General features: G+C 42.0%; 15 protein-coding genes. All 15 read right to left on the reverse strand.

Annotated features, from left to right (window positions below; translation table 11 throughout):
* Positions 1–2 precede the first annotated feature (2 nt).
* A complete protein-coding gene (locus AC27IJ_RS20795) occupies positions 3–863 on the reverse strand; it encodes a LicD family protein (protein ID WP_312447539.1) in 861 nt (286 codons plus the stop codon).
* Entirely contained in the window at positions 851–1,870 is a 1,020-nt protein-coding gene (locus AC27IJ_RS20800) for a zinc-binding dehydrogenase (protein WP_312447540.1), read from the reverse strand. The genes AC27IJ_RS20795 and AC27IJ_RS20800 overlap by 13 nt, the downstream gene beginning before the upstream one ends.
* The gene (locus AC27IJ_RS20805) at positions 1,867–2,583 is read right to left on the reverse strand and encodes an IspD/TarI family cytidylyltransferase (protein WP_312447542.1); all 717 of its coding nucleotides are present in this window, start codon (positions 2,581–2,583) and stop codon (positions 1,867–1,869) included. The genes AC27IJ_RS20800 and AC27IJ_RS20805 overlap by 4 nt, the downstream gene beginning before the upstream one ends.
* On the reverse strand, positions 2,580–3,287 hold the full coding sequence (locus tag AC27IJ_RS20810; RefSeq protein WP_313154029.1) for an HAD-IIB family hydrolase: 708 nt from the start codon (positions 3,285–3,287) through the stop codon (positions 2,580–2,582). The genes AC27IJ_RS20805 and AC27IJ_RS20810 overlap by 4 nt, the downstream gene beginning before the upstream one ends.
* Complete coding sequence (locus AC27IJ_RS20815; RefSeq protein WP_312447548.1) at positions 3,284–3,949, reverse strand: IspD/TarI family cytidylyltransferase; 666 nt, start codon at positions 3,947–3,949, stop codon at positions 3,284–3,286. The genes AC27IJ_RS20810 and AC27IJ_RS20815 overlap by 4 nt, the downstream gene beginning before the upstream one ends.
* On the reverse strand, positions 3,949–4,959 hold the full coding sequence (locus AC27IJ_RS20820; RefSeq protein WP_312447551.1) for an FkbM family methyltransferase: 1,011 nt from the start codon (positions 4,957–4,959) through the stop codon (positions 3,949–3,951). The genes AC27IJ_RS20815 and AC27IJ_RS20820 overlap by 1 nt, the downstream gene beginning before the upstream one ends.
* A 33-nt stretch (positions 4,960–4,992) precedes the next feature.
* Positions 4,993–7,521, reverse strand: coding sequence for an NHL repeat-containing protein (locus AC27IJ_RS20825; protein ID WP_312447554.1), 2,529 nt, complete (start codon positions 7,519–7,521; stop codon positions 4,993–4,995).
* Between the two features lie 87 nt (positions 7,522–7,608).
* Positions 7,609–8,940 carry a glycosyltransferase family 2 protein gene (locus AC27IJ_RS20830; protein ID WP_312447557.1) on the reverse strand — a complete coding sequence of 444 codons (1,332 nt, stop codon included), beginning with the start codon at positions 8,938–8,940 and terminating at the stop codon, positions 7,609–7,611.
* A gap of 78 nt (positions 8,941–9,018) precedes the next feature.
* A complete protein-coding gene (locus AC27IJ_RS20835; protein ID WP_312447560.1) occupies positions 9,019–9,846 on the reverse strand; it encodes a flagellin N-terminal helical domain-containing protein in 828 nt (275 codons plus the stop codon).
* Between the two features lie 530 nt (positions 9,847–10,376).
* Positions 10,377–10,568: a YjfB family protein gene (locus AC27IJ_RS20840; RefSeq protein WP_312447562.1), complete on the reverse strand. Its 192-nt coding sequence runs from the start codon at positions 10,566–10,568 to the stop codon at positions 10,377–10,379.
* 96 nt (positions 10,569–10,664) lie between these two features.
* The gene (locus tag AC27IJ_RS20845) at positions 10,665–12,203 is read right to left on the reverse strand and encodes a sensor histidine kinase (protein ID WP_312503604.1); all 1,539 of its coding nucleotides are present in this window, start codon (positions 12,201–12,203) and stop codon (positions 10,665–10,667) included.
* 27 nt (positions 12,204–12,230) lie between these two features.
* Positions 12,231–12,902: a response regulator transcription factor gene (locus tag AC27IJ_RS20850; RefSeq protein ID WP_487150647.1), complete on the reverse strand. Its 672-nt coding sequence runs from the start codon at positions 12,900–12,902 to the stop codon at positions 12,231–12,233.
* Positions 12,903–13,128: 226 nt separating this feature from the next.
* On the reverse strand, positions 13,129–13,971 hold the full coding sequence (kduI, locus tag AC27IJ_RS20855; protein ID WP_312503602.1) for a 5-dehydro-4-deoxy-D-glucuronate isomerase: 843 nt from the start codon (positions 13,969–13,971) through the stop codon (positions 13,129–13,131).
* 162 nt (positions 13,972–14,133) lie between these two features.
* On the reverse strand, positions 14,134–15,891 hold the full coding sequence (locus tag AC27IJ_RS20860; RefSeq protein ID WP_487150649.1) for a methyl-accepting chemotaxis protein: 1,758 nt from the start codon (positions 15,889–15,891) through the stop codon (positions 14,134–14,136).
* Between the two features lie 391 nt (positions 15,892–16,282).
* A partial coding sequence (locus AC27IJ_RS20865) for a hypothetical protein (protein ID WP_487150651.1) occupies positions 16,283–17,200 on the reverse strand: 918 nt, incomplete at its 5' end.

Consider the following 17,200-nt stretch of genomic DNA (forward strand, 5'->3'; position numbering starts at 1 on the left):
TTTTATTCTCTCACACCTTCAAATGCTGACAAACGAATATGAGGCCTGCGTTTATCCTCTGGCGGCAGTGCCATATAGTCACCATATAGCATCGTCAGATACCTTTCATATTGGGTAACCGCCTTAAATCTGTACCCTTCAAACTCCAATTCCGTGAAGCGGTCCAGCAATTTTGCAGGAATGCCATACCCACATATTTCAGGATTTGGGTATGGATGTGTATTATGGCGGATAAGCTTTGTTTTCTTACGGTTGCATATTCTTGCAATCGTATCATTGAGCCAGAACGCATATCCCGCAGGGATAAGGGCGACCAGCGAATACCACGCTCTCCATAGAAAATGTCCTGCGATATGTCTTCCACTCTTTGACCAAAGTATCTTGCGGTTGCAGAAGCATAATGCCCTGTGCAAATCTCTCAGCACCCGGTTATCCGGCACATTGTCCAGAACGAATATATCAATAAACACACCACCATGGTAGTTCATCCTTTCGTGGCCTGCCCGCAGATAAACAGTGTTATTACGGCGGAGCCGCGGATATCCGACCCTATAATGCTTGTCAGTCCTGTGCTCCTGCAGGAAAAAACGTTTCGAGTCCAGCTCGTTCTGGCATATTTTGAATAATTTCTCATACGCATCACGCCCCATAATTATATCAATATCATCATCCCAGGGAATAAACCCCTTGTGCCGTACCGCACCAAGCAAAGTACCGCCATCGATGGAATACTCTATGCCATGCTTGCGGCAAATGCGGTCAATCTCAATTAGACATTCGAGTTGAATCATCTGCATCTGCCGTAATATATCAGGACTAATCTCTATTTCCGTGAGCTTACGCTCTTTTTCTAAATTAACCATTTTCCCACCGTTTTAAAATCATTTAAAATATCCTGTTCAAACAGACTTGTAATATCGGATTCATTCCGTATCTCAATCATGCCAGATATGAGCGTTTCCAGATACTTCCTGCAGACTGTGCTGCCATGAATCAAATCCACAGCTTTTATAAAATCTTCCGCACAGCTTCTACTGTTACCAAGCAGCTTCAGCCCCTTGTCCAACACAGAGCGGGTATTTACTGATATCTCATCCTCACTCACACCCAAAAGACTTATACAGCCTTGGGGAGATGTGAGTTCTATTATCTGCCGTAGTGCCGACTCACTTCCTGTTCCACCGACACATTCAAAGCAGTTGTCGATATACAGGCCCTTTGGTACGTTGTCAATATACATCACTTCATCAGCAAATGAAAACCTCTGTAGCTTCCGTGCCGTTTTTCCAAAAACATATATCCTGGATTTCGGATACATATGCCTGAGCACCAGACCGGCAATAAATCCCATGCTTCCATCGCCCCATATGCCAAAGGATGTTTTACTGGTTACACAGGCCTTTTCGAATGCTTCCAAAGCATTAAACATGACACTGGTCAATTCGCTGAATACATATACTGCCGAATAATCCCCGGCTATGGGGACAATCCCTCCCCTTGGGACAGCGATATAATCCCGCAGGAAGCCATCACACCCACTTGACATAAACTCACTGTTCCTGTTATAGTTTGCCTTTACCGGTGATTCCTCATTGGGAGGGACCAGCGGAATAAGCACACCTTTCGTTCCCGGAGGCAGCTTGCCTTGTGGGTCATACATCACCGTTGCTGTCGCTTCATGTATCAGTGCCATCGGCAACTTCTCCCTGAGGATTTTACGCTTTCGCTTGCCCTGGTAATACCTTTGGTCGGCTGCACACACCGAAACATACTCCGGCTTTGTGATTATCATATCCTCGTCAAAGGCCAGCTCTCTCTGGACCATTTCAATGCGCTTTGTATCCATCAACCTGTAAATACGGTTTATCATTTTGATCTCTCCCTCAGCAGTGCATTGGAAACTTCCAAATCATAAGGATTAATAATCTTTGTGTTCGAATATTCACCTCTGACAAGATGTATCTCACCCCCGAAACGAAGAAACAGCCGTGCCAACTCCGTTTCGTCTTTCAGTCTGACCCCTTCACCTTCCGCCTTTTCGAACACTGCTTTGAGAGTTTTTAGATTAAATGTCTGAGGTGTCTGTTCTGCAAGCATCATAAACTTTTTCGGAATCTCGCTTAAACGTCTGCCGTCCGTTGACACGACAATTGTATCATTGGTTGTCATGACGGTGCTTGCCGCCCCGTATTCCTGTGCGGTATCAATATTATCATCTATCATTCTCTGTGTCACAAAAGGACGTATTGCATCGTGAGTTATCAGTATATCGTCATCACCTGTGCCAAATTTCTCTGTTACATACCTGGCAACAAGACTGACGGATTCCGTCTTGCTTTCACCTCCTGAAATAACGACAATCTCCTTGCCCATTGCATTATACTTGCGAATCAGGTCATCGGCATACGTTTTCCAGGTTTCGGCCACGACAACTATGATGCTGTCAACCCTCGGGTTTATAAGAAACTGTTCCAGGGTGTGTATGATAATCGGCCTGCTCCCTAGCGATAAAAAAGGCTTTGGTAAATCCTGTCTGTGCATCCGGACGCCGAAACCTGCCGCCATTATTCCTGCGTAAATCATAATAGAACACTCCTTGCTATCTCGGGAAACTCCCTGTAATCGTCTATGCAGACAAACCTTATATCCGAATTGTAGATATCCTCGTCATTTCCTCCCATGCCGTAATCGTCCCCAAAGTAAACGACTTCTTCACACCTGATTCCGTGCTTCTCGATATAGTTTTGGAGCGCATATGATTTGCAATAGGGCTTTGGTGCAATATCAAATGATGACGAACCTCCAATGAACACAGTGAATTCATTGAAGACTTCCTTCACTCTGGCATATACTGCCCTGCGTTTTGTTCTATCCGGATCAAATGCAAGCTTATCGTCAAGATGTGCTGCCGTTCCAAGCAAAGGAAAAGTAATAAGCCCGGAATCGTGAAATTCCACCGTTTCACCCAGAAAGTCCGTGTATCCCAGTTCCACTCTCAACTGTTCAATCCTTTTTATTACCGAAGCATTGTCAACTACAACCGTCTCCCTTTGTGCGATTGCCAAATTTTTTCCATCTGATGTTGCCCTCTGCATGCCATAGAAACCAATTATTTCATGTGAAAATTCTCCGAGCTGCTTAAATATCCGCTCACACCCACCGGCTCCGACTATAAGCAGTCTATATTTTTTTGCCAGATCATCCAACACTTTAAGACATTCCGCATCTGGTCTGCTCTTGTGCTGGGTCAGCGTTCCATCCAAATCCATTGCAACTAATCGTATCATTGCAAACACCTCATGAGCTGTTCCGCAAGCATCAAATCTTCTGGATATGTAATTTTGAGGTTATTGCGGAACTCAAAATTTCTGTAAACCCTACTTTGTGACGGAAGCTGCTGGCTTGTCGCTGTAATAGGCGATTCGGCTCTGAAATGTTCGTACAATATATTAAACTGAAAAGCTTCCGGAGCCTGAATCAGATAGTATTGGCTGCGGTCAGTGACTGCTTCCCCCTCTTTACCAAGGCTGTCTGTAATTGGTTGTGTTGTAATTACCGCATCGTACTGATCTAATAAATCAAGGTATTCATCAACCACTTTTGTCGTTACAAATGGCCTTGCTGCTTCGTTAATGAATATTTTTTCACACATAGGAAAATTTGCAGCTATATATTCCAAACCATTCCTCAACGAGGCATTGCGAGAATCACCGCCTATGGTCGTATCAACGTCGTATCTGTCCGCAAGTTCTTTCACATATTCACCTGCCGCCACAACCACAACCTTACTTATCAGCAGAGAGGATTTTAGTGCATCAATGGTATATGCAATGATTTCTCTATCTTCTAATGATTGATATTGCTTAGGCAAATTGCCCCCCATTCGAGAACCCGTCCCCCCTGACAAAATTAAGGATATGTTCACTTTCTTATCACCTCTTTTTTCCATTATATATGGAATGCATAAAAATATCCTATCCCACTATGAACATTAGTTAATTTAAATACAAAATCATTTTTTACAAAGAATTGTCTTAACTTATCCAGTAATGGTTCTTGAGTAAAAATATCATCTGTATGATGATTACATCCAGAATCAATATCATGCCACTCACCAATTATGAAACTCATTCGAGAAAGTAACCCCTTCTGATCTAAACTGTCAAATATATCATACTCAGAACCCTCAGTATCAACCTTTAACAAGAACTTTGAATTGGGGTGCTGCTCAAGTATTGGCAATAAAGCTTCGCCTGCGTCCTTTATCTTACATTCCACCTTATTTCCTGAATCAGACTGATTATATATCGTCATATGTCCCGAAAAAGTCGTGGTGTTTACAGATATTATTTCATCACGATTGCTTAGTCCGAAATTATGCGCAATAATCTTATTAGAGATATTCGGATTCATTTCTATATTTTTTAGCGCCTGATCAAATGTATCCTGAACTAATTCAAATGAATATACATACTTGACATTAGGCAAAGAAGCGTAATACAAACTCGCACATCCTATATTCATTCCAATATCAATCACAATCACATCCTGCTCACCAAATCCCAGTTCATATTCTTTGAATTCAAATACCTCCCGGCAAATTGAATAATCGACTAATGAATTTAATTTAATATTTATTCCACTTTTTTTATCTTTATAAAAAGGACTTAATCTTGTATTGCCCCCTTCCCAAAAGACAATTCTCTCAAAAGGAACTTGATACTCGTTTAGTAGCTGTTGTAAAATGCCTTCTGCGATAAAGATTCCCGGTAAAATTACTACAACCTCATCCCCGCTCCAATTCACTTCCTTCGGGGAATATATCTTGGTACCATCAACAATAGTACCCCATTTAGCCGGGTCATTATCAACAAGTAATATATTCTCGTATTCTTTGTGTAAGACCTCAGATAATTTATAATAATTTTTTCCAACTCCGAACAATATTGCTTTCTCCATACTTGCGCCTCTCAGTCACTAAATAAAAATTTATTATTGCATAACTTCTTTTTTAACAAGCTCATAAATCGAAGTGCCGATAGAATCAAAGGTATGATTTATATTCTCAACACTTATTGTATAATCTGAGTTCAATAATTCCAACAAATTTTCTAATTTATAAATATTGGATTCGACAACAAAGCTGCCGTAAGGTTGCTGCAAAGGACATACAGATAACATTTTTTCAATATGAGTACAATCTGTTTCTGAAACTCTGATTTTTGATTCACGAATATTACCAGTGACAGGATTATATTCTATGAACCGGTGACTTCTGCCCGTCATAGCATAAAACTTTTTGTTGTGTACTTTTACTTCTAGGTATGACTGAGTAGTGCCTTCATATTTACACTCTTCATTAAATACGTCCACACTTGTCACTTCATTGGTGATAGTATTTATTTTCATTGCATGGTTCTTCCCATACGGAAAGAGCCATACATACTCTACCAAATATCTCATAGGATAAAATGCTACATTCTGAAAATCGCCTACCGAAAATTCTATCTTACTAATCGCTTCAAATTGCGAATTCATTTTTCGCTTCACCACAGTTCCATCAGCAGATACGAAATAATAGTCCTTCCCATCATTGCACAGGCCATGATATTTGTACTTGTTATCATTGCTTGGCGTAGTATAAATCACAGATACTTTGGTTACAGTGTCGAAAATTACTACCGCATCTGCACAGGCACAGGGAAGAACCAGTTTGGTACCTTCCAGCTCATAATCCACAAAATATCCTGCGATATTGCTTGACCGAAGTCTTTCCACACCATCAAGCCAGTCATCAAAATATTCTACCAAATTAGTTTTTGTATCATAACAGATAATTGCAGGATAAAAATACGGCAGGAAATAAACGCTGTTTCCAACAGCTACCACTTTTATGAGCTTCGCTTCATTATATGAGTTACTCACTATCCTTTGAGGTTCTGCAAAAGATATTTTCCTAAATTCATTTGTTTCCGGTGTAAATTCCGCTATTTGGCTTGCAGCCAGAGGTGCAAAATATAATTTACCATTGCATTCTGCAGTAGAAGAATATAGCCTTTTATGGTACATTCTTTCATTTGGAAATGTTCCAATAAGCTGTGCTTCCCACGATTCTTTATCCATTTTAAAAAGAGAGTTGAAACGATATTCTGTAAACCAAAAGTACTTTTCATCACAGTATAAGTTTTCAAACATCAATTCAAATCCATCGCCAGGCATAGCGATAATTTCATCCTGTATCAAAACTGGCTTCCCTGTGGCCGCATACAACGTCGCTAGCGAACTATAATCGCCATAGTACCCATCCGTCCATGCTATAGCACAGTGGAAATCCGGTGTATTGTCATAGATACCCCAGCCTCCACACCGAAAATCTGCGACTATTTGTTCATATGCTTCAAACAAGTGAGGCCGCATCGACTGATACGTAGCCTCATTAAGTGGATGAGGCCGCCACCAGAGAACTACATCGCTGCGGTTGCGGAATGTATCAAGGACATAACGCAACTTTTCCAAATATTGCTCATTGCCCTGTAAAATTGCACCGATACTTGTATTGTAAAAAATAACCTTTTTATTACCTATTAATTTTTGCCAGTCTTCCGGCAAATTATAATTCTCACGTTTTGTATGTAAGACACGCTCAAATTTGGGTGAACCGGATGCAATAAACTTAGACTGAATATTACCGAAACTCCCCTTGCACTTGTGCTCTTTTTCAAACTCTTCACAAATGCGAACATAGGTGTCACGCACCTCTTTTGACTGTATAAAAACCCTATCGGCATTTATCACACCAGAGCAAAGCACAAAATGCTCCTGCACGTCATTGGAAACTACGAAGTATGGAACGTAACACAGTAACTCCGTACAGTTCTTCAGCTTGTCACTGTAATAATCAGGGTGAACACTGGTGATACAATTTCCGTCATCATATGGATTGTGGATAAATATAATGTCCGGTTGTCTTGCTTCAATATCATATGCCCTATAGTTTACAACGGGTACATAATCCGGATACTGGTGGCCTTCGTACTTCATTTGTCCTAACACACCACTGGGCAGCCGGTCAAAATACGGGATTGGAACGACATACGCATCACATCGCGGGTCATCCTTTGCTGCAAGCCATATCGATTCAAGAGAATCCCACATACTGGCTTTATAGGGTAGAAATGCAATCTCTATCCTATCTTGAATAAATTCCCGTCTTACGCTGTTTTCGATCTGAAGGAGTTGCTTTTTCAAACGTTTCACAAAGTTTGCATCAGCAGTTCCAATTCCCACAGCTATGCTATACAGGCTCTCGTGATATTCCTCTAACAAAGCCACGGTCTGAGTTCCCTTTCCATCAACACTCTCAATGAATTCACCAATTTGAACAACTCCATCCTGACAGTCTTCAAGAAGCTTTAAGACATGGGAAGTTTTTCCGCATAGAAATAAACGCTTGATCTCAGCATTTGCCTCACTCAACGTCGCAATAAGATTCAATATCTGTTTTTGCTGATGCTTACGCATGAACTTTACTCCCATCTAAGCCAAGTACCAATTTATCAGTACTTTTATTCTATTTCCAGAAATGACAAAACTCTTTTTCAACTCTTATCAAAAAATATCTCCGGCCTCAGCAACAAATTCCCGTTCCTCATCAGATAACAAATGATAAATCTTCTCTTCCAATGCAGGAAATGGAACCCGCTCCGATATCTTTATTAAAAAAGCCTTATTCTTAAAAGAAGAAAGGTCATAGAGCTTTGACAGAAAGCCAAAAGTAGCGGTGGCAGTCTTTTCCTCTCCCGGCTCTCCTTTTAGAAGGAGCAGGATTTCCTTTAAAATAGAAGGCTGGTAAGGTTCCACTCTTAGAGCAAGAACTCCATATCGTATTATCTCTGAAGCCAGGTTTTCTTTTACACAGGAGAAAAAAAGCCAGTTATATATAAAGGAAAGTTGGCCTGATATGTCAAGGGGATCATTCCCTTTATACTCCTCCAACATACGAAGAGCCTGTTCAAAATGCAGCTTTGTCTTCCTGTCATCTCCTTGCCGGCCAAACCACCGGCCTGCCCAATAGTCCACATCCGGAGTATTGCATCCACAATCTTTTGCCTTTTGATAAACAGCCATAAACTCTTCTTCATTATCAAAATTCCTTATATACTTTGTCTTAAGCCAATAAGCAAAACTAAGATTCTTTCTGTCTATCTCCACCACAGCCGAAGGGTTCTCAGTTGCCCGCCGATAAGCCTCCTCTGCTTCTTCAAACTGCTTATCCGAAAGAAGAGAATCCCCAAGATAAGACCACATCATATAATTTTCCGGATTTTCTTCCAGCTCTTTCTTTATCATATAAATATTCCGCTCTTCCTTGTTTTTTCCCGTAAAAACCGAACTTGCATAGCCGGTATGGAAAATAGCAAGAGTTTCTGCAGCATCATAGGAAAAAAGCCGTCTTCCATCGGATAAATCCAGATATTCATGTATCCTGTTCCGATAACGGAGCTTAGGTATATTTCTGAAAATCCGATATTGTACCCCAGTGTTCATATGATTACCAGAATCATCCAGATTCACCAGCATTGTCCGAATAACATGGGGATGGCATGGATGTGAGGCACTCTTTTCCAACTGTTTTAACAGTGGTAAGATTTTTTTTGCTCCTTCTTCAGAAAAATATTCATCTGCGTCCAAGAAGGCAATCCAGTTCCCCTTTGCCTGCTCGATAGCAAAGTTCTTCGCCGAAGAAAAATCATGGTTCCAAGGAAGATGAAACACTTTCGCTCCCATGGCTTCCGCTATCTCCACCGTCTTATCCACAGAGCCGGTATCTACCACAATCTGCTCACAGACAATTCCTTTTCCCCAGTTTAGGGCGCTCTGGATATTCTTTTCTTCATCCTTTACTATCATACACTGGGACAGGCGAATGACAGGTTTCATGGCAACTCCTCCTAATTCGATAAAATAATCCCCCGAAAAATCATCTTTCCGGGGGATTGCAAACTTAAAATGCGGCAATTACTGAAGTAACTGTAATACGCCCTGTGGAAGCTGATTTGCCTGAGCCAGCATAGCCTGAGATGCCTGAACAAGAATGTTGTTCTTGGTATAGGACATCATTTCTTTCGCCATATCAACATCACGAATACGGCTTTCTGCAGCGGTCATATTCTCAGAAGTTGCACCTAAGTTGTTAACGGTGTGCTCCAGACGGTTCTGGTATGCACCTAACTTACCACGAATGGAAGAAACATAGTTGATAGCATTCTTAACGTTTGATACAGCTGTCTTGGCATTTGCGTAAGAATCAATTTTCTCGCCATCGATATTCATATCAGTTGCATCGGTCTTTATGCTGCTAATTTTTACTCCCAGCTGATTTGTGGTTGCAGCTGTATCGCCAATCTGAAGTGTGATTTGTGTCGAATCACTATTTAAAAGCTTTGTTCCATTAAAGGTTGTGGTATCAGCAATACGGTTAATTTCTTCTTTCAGCTGACTGAATTCTTCATTTAAATTCTTACGGTCAACACCATCATCATAGATTCCATTAGCAGACTGCATGGAGAGCTCTACCATACGGTTTAACATGGAATGAACTTCTGTTAATGCGCCTTCTGCTGTCTGGATCAAAGAAATACCATCGTTAGCATTCTTCTGAGCGGTATCAAGGCTTGTAATCTGTGCTCTCATCTTCTCAGAAATAGCAAGACCAGCAGCGTCATCACCTGCACGGTTGATTCTGTAACCAGATGATAATTTCTCAAGGCTCTTGCCTACTGAGGTATTGTTGTTTCCTAACTGTCTGTGTGCATTTAAAGCAGCGATATTGTGTTGAATTCTCATAGATATTTCCTCCTTGAATGTGTTTTCAGGGAATTCCTTTTCCCTGTGTGATGTATTTTCCTAAATCAGGAAAATAAGTAAATCATATCAGCGGAATCTTGCGGGGTACCAGCCGCAGGAACGATTCCAGATTTTTGACACATGTATCTCTTGGAAGTGTGTGAAACATAACATTCAAATGAATTTAAATATATGTTTTTTTATAACTTCCATTCATGTACTTTATCGTACCAATGAGAATAAAAGATAAGTCTTTTTTTTAATATTTTAAAATATTTTTCGTTTATCATTATAATGATACCAGCAAGCTAAAATGAACTCTCTCTCTTCATCTATATTGTATATGAGGCAGCCTTTGCTATTTATAATTATGCTTAAAAATCCCGATAAAATTATTGGCTGGAAAATTTACTTCACATCACCGTAAAGCAAATATTATGCCAATCACAACATTGACTTTATGAGAATCGGAAAATTCCTGCGTTTATAATCGGAAAGGGGATATGCCTCCGCATACCCCCTCTTTCCCACTAGGCCCTAGTATCCACAAACAACCCGATTCCATTCCCCGGAACCTGTTCAGGAAGCGCCGTCTCCGCCATCTTAAGTAATCCCTCCGCAGCAACTTCCTGAGAGTCCATAGCCTTCTTCGCAACACTGATTCCTGCACTCTGTTGTACTCTAGAAAGGCTCATCTCCATGCTCATTGCGCCAATATCCATCCTTTTCACTCTCCTTTCAAAGAATACACCTTACGGTAATTCCGGATTCATTTTCTTATTATTTATATCGGCCATATTCTTCTATTACATAACAAACTACAAACTTTCTTTATAACAATCAAGAGTAAACCAAAATTCCACGCCGCCCTTCACATTGCGGACTCCACAAGACTTATAATGGGAATCCATGATAGCCTTAACGATAGAAAGACCAATGCCACTTCCCCCATATCCCCTGGTATGCGCCTTATCCACCTTAAAAAACTTAGTCCAAATCTTTGGTAAATCCTCATCCGGGATATTCTGTCCGGTATTAAATACGGTTACAAGAGCTTCCTCTCCATTCTCCTCTACCGTGATCACAATCTTTCGCTCACCTTCCAAATGGTTCAGCGCATTATTTAAATAGTTCGTAATGACTTCTTCTATTTTAAATTCATCGGCAGATACATAAATAGGACCGCAATCCTCCAGCTTCACCTCAGCACCCTTTTGCTGAATCAGAATACCCGCCGAATTAATAACGCCGCGGATCAGCTCCGTCACATCGAAGCGTTCCAGCTGAATGCTGTCATTGCCGAATTCAAGGGCCGTAAGATTAAGAAGCTGACGGACCATGGTATTCATTTTACCTGCCTCATCCATAATGACTCCGCAGTAATAATCCCTGCTTTCCGGATCCTCCGCCATCCCTTCCGTAAGGCCCTCCGCATATCCCTGAATGAGGGCAATGGGCGTCTTTAATTCGTGGGAGACATTGGCGATAAAATCCTTACGCATTTCATCGATTTTTATCTTTTCATCAATATCCTTCTGCAGTTTTTCGTTGGCCGATCGCAGTTGCCCGATGGTATCCTTTAAAGTGTTGGACAGCTGATTCATGCTGTTACCCAGCACTCCAACCTCGTCTTCCTCTGTGCCGATGTATTTAGCCTCAAAATCCAATGCCGACATCTTTTCAGATAAGTTTGCAAGCTGAAGGATAGGTGAAGTAATTCTTTTTGTGGTAAAATATATAAATATACTTCCTATGACCAGAGCCGCTACTCCCACATAAGCGAGAAACCGGTTCGCCAAAGCTACACTTTCCGTAATGCTGGCAAGAGGGACGGATATGAGGAAAATGGTTTTGTTATCAGAAAAATACCCCCAACTTTCCAAATAATAAGAATCGGAACGTCTGTCATAAGTCTTCTGAATAATGTAATTGTCGTGTTTTTCTAAAATACTGGCTTCCGGCACATTCTTTCCGAATATATATGCCTCCACCCTGTTTTTTAAAAACTGCTGATCTCCGTTTGTAGACATGAGAGCCTCGTCTGTGGTGCTGTCGATCAGCACTATCATCAGATTGTATTTTTCTCCCATGATGCGGAACATCCTCTGAGCCGGGCCTTCATTTTTAAAATTGGGGTCATAGGTATCCTTGTAATATTCAATGATCCCCTTCCCACTCTCATTCGCCTGTGTTACTACCTTGTCGATCTGAGTATAGGCTCTCTCCAGAGTACGCACCTTATCGCTGGTGTAAAAGCTCTCCAGAAACCAATTATTTACGCACCATGTGGAAGCTAGGACAAAGGCCATCAGACATACAAAAATTATGGCAAAACGCGCCCTGATGGAATGCTTCATTTATTCACCTCAAATGATATCCTTTCCTCATACTTCGAATTTATATCCCATTCCCCATATAGTCTTTATATAGTCTCCCTTATCACCCATCTTGTTTCTTAACTTTTTTACATGGGTGTCTATGGTCCGGGCATCTCCAAAGTAATCGTAATTCCAGACATTGTTCAGTATCTTCTCCCTGGACAGGGCGATTCCCTGATTTTCCAGGAAATAAGCTAAAAGCTCAAATTCCTTGTAGCTTAATTCAATGTCTTTTCCGTCAATGGTGACCTGATGGGCCGCTTTGTCAATACAGATTCCTCCGATTTCCACTGCATCTGCGGTGACAGCATTGCTGCGCCTTAATATGGCATCTACACGGGCCACCAGAATCTTGGGACTGAAGGGCTTTGAAATGTACTCATCCACTCCCAGATCAAAACCCTGGAGTTCGTCACGTTCTTCACTCCTTGCTGTCAGCATGATGATGGGAACCTGGGAATATTTGCGGATTGTTTTGCAGGTTTCCCAGCCATCCATTTTAGGCATCATCACATCCAGAATAATCAGTACAATATCCTTCTGCTCAAAAAAGATATCCACAGCTTCTTCTCCATTGGAAGCCTCGACCACAGAAAAACCTTTTACACTAAAAAAATCCTTTACCAGTTTTCTCATTCTTGCTTCATCGTCCACCACTAATATCTTTAACTGTTCCATATATAACCTCCTGAAATCAGATCCTTTATATCACAAAGTATTTATCAGTAATATTGTATCAAATGGAAAAGCGAATTTCTACATTTTCACAGAGATTTCACACGATTCAAAAAGAAATAACTGATCACCAGATTATTCCCCTGACCTTGAGGCGATATTCCGATTCCGGCAAAGCAAAAAGCAGATGCACCGGAAAGAGCGCATCTGCCTTATTATAAATATGAAACTATCTTAATTCAGTTGTAGGAATGGTATCCATATCATCGAATGCCTGGTTCTCTCCGCCCATTGCCCAGACGAAGGTATAATTACTGGTACCTGCACCGGAATGGATGCTCCAGGATGGACTGATTACTGCCTGCTCATTCTGCATAACAATATGTCTTGTCTCATTGCCTTCGCCCATCATATGAAATACTACATTGTTCTCCGGAATGTCGAAGTACATGTAAATCTCCATACGTCTTTCATGGGTATGGGATGGCATGGTGTTCCATACGCTGCCTGGATCCAGAACGGTCATGCCCATAGACAACTGGCAGGTCTCAAGTACGTCCGGATGGATGAACTGGTTGATCACACGTTTGTTGGATGTCTCCATGGCGCCCAGAGGCTTCTTAGCTGCCTTTTCAATTGGGATGAAGGTAGTCTTGCAGGACTTGTGGGCCGGCGCGCTCACCATATAGAATTTAGCCGGGTTGGACCCATCTTCGCTGGAGAAAGTTACTTCCTTTGTTCCCTTAGTGATATATAAGCAGTCCTTATATCCCATCTTGAATTCTTCACCATCTGCAACGATCTTTCCTGCGCCTCCAATGTTGAAGATACCAACTTCACGTCTCTCAAGGAAATAGCTTGTACCGAAATTTTTCCAGATATCAATGCCCTTGTCAATGGAAACGGTCTCTGTTGTCGGCATACAACCTAAAGTCACCATACGGTCTACGTGAGAATATACAGCAACTACCTCATTGGCAACGTATAAATTTTCAATTAAAAATTCATTTCTGGTTTCTTCCGTCGTGTAACGTTTGAAATCTTTCTGATTTGCTGAATAGCGGATATCCATTTATAAAAAACCTCCTTATATAATTAAAATTAATTTAGAAATAACTGACCAACTTCATCGTAACATAAGGAGATTTTTAATTCAACATCTTCTTGAATATATCGTCAAAAAGAACATAAAATCCTGTTTTATTACTTGGAAAACGAACAAATGTCAGATGAATTACTTTAGTTCTTCCTGCGCAGTAATTTTAAACTTATTTACTTCTTCACGCAGTAAATTAGCCTGTGCGGAAAGCTCTTCACTGGAAGCAGAACTTTGCTCGGCTGTGGCTGCATTGCTCTGAACTACCGCAGATATCTGTGTAATGCCGTAAGTTACTTGATTAATGGCAATGGTTTGTTCACGGGAGGTGATTTCCACTGATTCCATAAGTTCACGCACATGCCTTGCCTGGTTTGAAACATCTTTGAGAATGTCCGCATTTTCCTGGGCAGTATTCATACCCTCTTTTACAGCGCTGGATGCGTTTATAACCAATACAGCCGTCCGTTTGGCAGCCTGAGCTGCCTGGGCGGCAAGGCTGCGGACTTCATCAGCCACAACAGCAAATCCTTTGCCTGCCTCCCCTGCCCGGGCAGCCTCCACTGCCGCATTCAGCGCCAGCAGATTTGTCTGGGAAGCGATTCCATCCATATCCTTAGTAATTTTTTCAATTTCATCTGAGGTCATTTTAATCTCATCCATTGCCTTTAACATCTGCTTCATTTTATCATTGCTATCTTCTACCCGCTCTACAGTCTGCTCTACATACCCGGTTGCTTCTTCTATATGTGCAGAGCTTTGCTCCACCTGTGTGGAAACCTCTGTTATTGATGTAGAAAGCCTTTCAATGGTCCCAGCCTGTTCCGCAGCTCCCGCAGCCAGAGCCTGCGCAGCGTCAGCCACCTGGGAAGAACCTGCACTCACCAAGTCTGCTGACTGGTGGATGGCCCGCAGCGTTCCGTTAAGCTGCTGATAAATCAGAAAAAGGGAATCATGGATTGGCGCAAAATCACCTGAATATTCCTTTTCCACCGGAAGTGTCATATCGCCCTGCGCCAAATGTTCCAAATGTATGGTAATATCATCAACCACATCGCCCATCTGGTTAATCAGTTCATCGGTTGCACTGGATAACACTTCCATCTCGTCCTTTGTCTGGCTGACAGGTACGGGAGGCGTATGTACATCTCCTGCTGCCAAAAGCTTCAGACGGCCTGCAATGGGGCTTAGTGGTGCGGTTATCCGATTCAGCTGGGCGGCCAGCACCAAAAGGCCGGTCACGCAGATGCTCACGGAAACTCCAAGAAGCAGTAATAATCCAAGTATTTTCTGCTTTTGGTATTCTGCAACGGCTCTGTCAATATCATCGATATAATTTCCTGTGCTGATGTACCAATCATAGGGTTCAAATTTTAAGGTATAAGCCCTTTTTGCGAATATGCCATCTTGTCCCGGTTTGGTAAAGTAATAATCGGTATATCCGCCGCCTGGCTTTGAACCATTCCCGATCAAATTACGGATATAGTAATTTCCGGCAAGATCCTCATCATCATACCGCTCTTTCCCCTCGTAATCGGGATTCATATGTATGGCACACAATCCGGTAGATGTATCCGCCCAGAAATAACCTGTTCCATCGCCATAACGAGTATCCCGCACAATACTCTCCGCATTTTTACGAGCTTCCCGCTCTGTGATCTCACCGTTTTCATAGCGTTTATTATTGACCTCTAACGAGCTTACAAGACTTTCCACTACTGTTTTGATATTTGCATCGAAACTTTGATAGCTTGAGTCAATCCAATTCTGATACGCACGATTCAAGCTTACGTAAAAGATTGCCGTCAATAGGAAAATTGTACTGAAAACCAAAACGCTTACAAATAAAATGAGCTTACCTCTTACCTGCAATCTGTATCTTTTCTGTTTTACCATGCTGTGCATCCTCCGTGATTGCATAAGTTTTTCATATGCAATATCATAACTCGTCAGTGTAATTTGCGCAATGCAACTTTGTTCAGAGTTGCGACGAACTATTCAGAGTTTTATATTCTTTCGTTGGAATAGTTTAGAGAATAATCAATCTTTTTAGACATTTATTCCACATCAGTGATATAACCTGTTTTTTTATGCCATAAACGTGCAAAAATACAATTTAGATTAGATAATTATCAGATACAAAACCTTTGAGAGGAAGATGCATAGGGATTATAAAATATAAATTATCCCGAAGTTTTCGCGCATTCTTTAATGATATAAAGTAATGGGCTAAACTTCGGGATAGTTTTTTATTAAATAAATAATTTAAGATTACGGTTCGCTTATACTATGCAATCCTGTGAATAGACCATACTATTCCTCCCGTATTGGCTCCTCCTAGATTGAGATTTAAGGACAAACCGCTTGATACATAAAGCAGTCCGAGAACGTCACCGCTATTTAATGTTGCATCGCCGGCCAAGGTAACCGTTCCATTGCCTAATACAGCCCTTAAAGTCAGGGCGATCAGACTGACGTTTAAAATGGGGAATAACCCGCTCACAATCGTAGTAGCTGTAGGTGATGTCCTAGATACTGCAAAAGACGGATTTACAGTGTTTCCAACGGAGCCCGTTATTGCCGCTGTAGTGGAGTAGTTAATAGTTGCCTTTATAGAATATCTTCCTGTTGCAGGTACTGTAAAGTTTCCTGTTGTAGCATTAAAACTGCTATCTCCATAATAAGGAGCAGTTGTGCTCCAGTTTGCTATTTGAGTATCTGTTGATACTGAAAGGGAAGATACGAACACAGAAAAGCCTGTTGTGGCAAAAATCGGACCGGTTGGGCCTGTTGGGCCGGTTGGACCTGTTGGGCCTGTTGAGCCTGTTGGGCCGATTGGGCCTGTTGGACCGGTTGGACCTGTAACCCCTTGCGGACCTGTTGGGCCTGTAACTCCCTGCGGGCCTGTTGGACCTGTAACTCCCTGCGGGCCTGTTGGACCTGTAACTCCCTGCGGGCCGGTTGGACCCGTAACCCCTTGCGGGCCGGTTGGACCGGTTGGACCTGTAACCCCTTGCGGGCCGGTTGGACCCGTGTCTCCCTGCGGACCTGTTGGGCCTGTTACTCCCTGCGGGCCGGTTGGACCTGTATCTCCCTGTGGACCGGTTGGGCCTGTAACTCCCTGCAGGCCAGTTGGACCAATGTCTCCTTGTGGACCGGTTGGGCCTGTTACTCCCTGCGGGCCGGTTGGACCTGTCGAACCAGT

It is taken from the genome of Lacrimispora sp. YZC11, assembly GCF_057543815.1.

Bases quoted from the DNA above. Each gene is read 5' to 3' on its own strand.
- AC27IJ_RS20795 (WP_312447539.1), bottom strand. From the start codon at position 863: ATGGTTAATTTAGAAAAAGAGCGTAAGCTCACGGAAATAGAGATTAGT.
- AC27IJ_RS20800 (WP_312447540.1), bottom strand. From the start codon at position 1,870: ATGATAAACCGTATTTACAGGTTGATGGATACAAAGCGCATTGAAATG.
- AC27IJ_RS20805 (WP_312447542.1), bottom strand. From the start codon at position 2,583: ATGATTTACGCAGGAATAATGGCGGCAGGTTTCGGCGTCCGGATGCAC.
- AC27IJ_RS20810 (WP_313154029.1), bottom strand. From the start codon at position 3,287: ATGATACGATTAGTTGCAATGGATTTGGATGGAACGCTGACCCAGCAC.
- AC27IJ_RS20815 (WP_312447548.1), bottom strand. From the start codon at position 3,949: ATGGAAAAAAGAGGTGATAAGAAAGTGAACATATCCTTAATTTTGTCA.
- AC27IJ_RS20820 (WP_312447551.1), bottom strand. From the start codon at position 4,959: ATGGAGAAAGCAATATTGTTCGGAGTTGGAAAAAATTATTATAAATTA.
- AC27IJ_RS20825 (WP_312447554.1), bottom strand. From the start codon at position 7,521: ATGCGTAAGCATCAGCAAAAACAGATATTGAATCTTATTGCGACGTTG.
- AC27IJ_RS20830 (WP_312447557.1), bottom strand. From the start codon at position 8,940: ATGAAACCTGTCATTCGCCTGTCCCAGTGTATGATAGTAAAGGATGAA.
- AC27IJ_RS20835 (WP_312447560.1), bottom strand. From the start codon at position 9,846: ATGAGAATTCAACACAATATCGCTGCTTTAAATGCACACAGACAGTTA.
- AC27IJ_RS20840 (WP_312447562.1), bottom strand. From the start codon at position 10,568: ATGGATATTGGCGCAATGAGCATGGAGATGAGCCTTTCTAGAGTACAA.
- AC27IJ_RS20845 (WP_312503604.1), bottom strand. From the start codon at position 12,203: ATGAAGCATTCCATCAGGGCGCGTTTTGCCATAATTTTTGTATGTCTG.
- AC27IJ_RS20850 (WP_487150647.1), bottom strand. From the start codon at position 12,902: ATGGAACAGTTAAAGATATTAGTGGTGGACGATGAAGCAAGAATGAGA.
- kduI (WP_312503602.1), bottom strand. From the start codon at position 13,971: ATGGATATCCGCTATTCAGCAAATCAGAAAGATTTCAAACGTTACACG.
- AC27IJ_RS20860 (WP_487150649.1), bottom strand. From the start codon at position 15,891: ATGGTAAAACAGAAAAGATACAGATTGCAGGTAAGAGGTAAGCTCATT.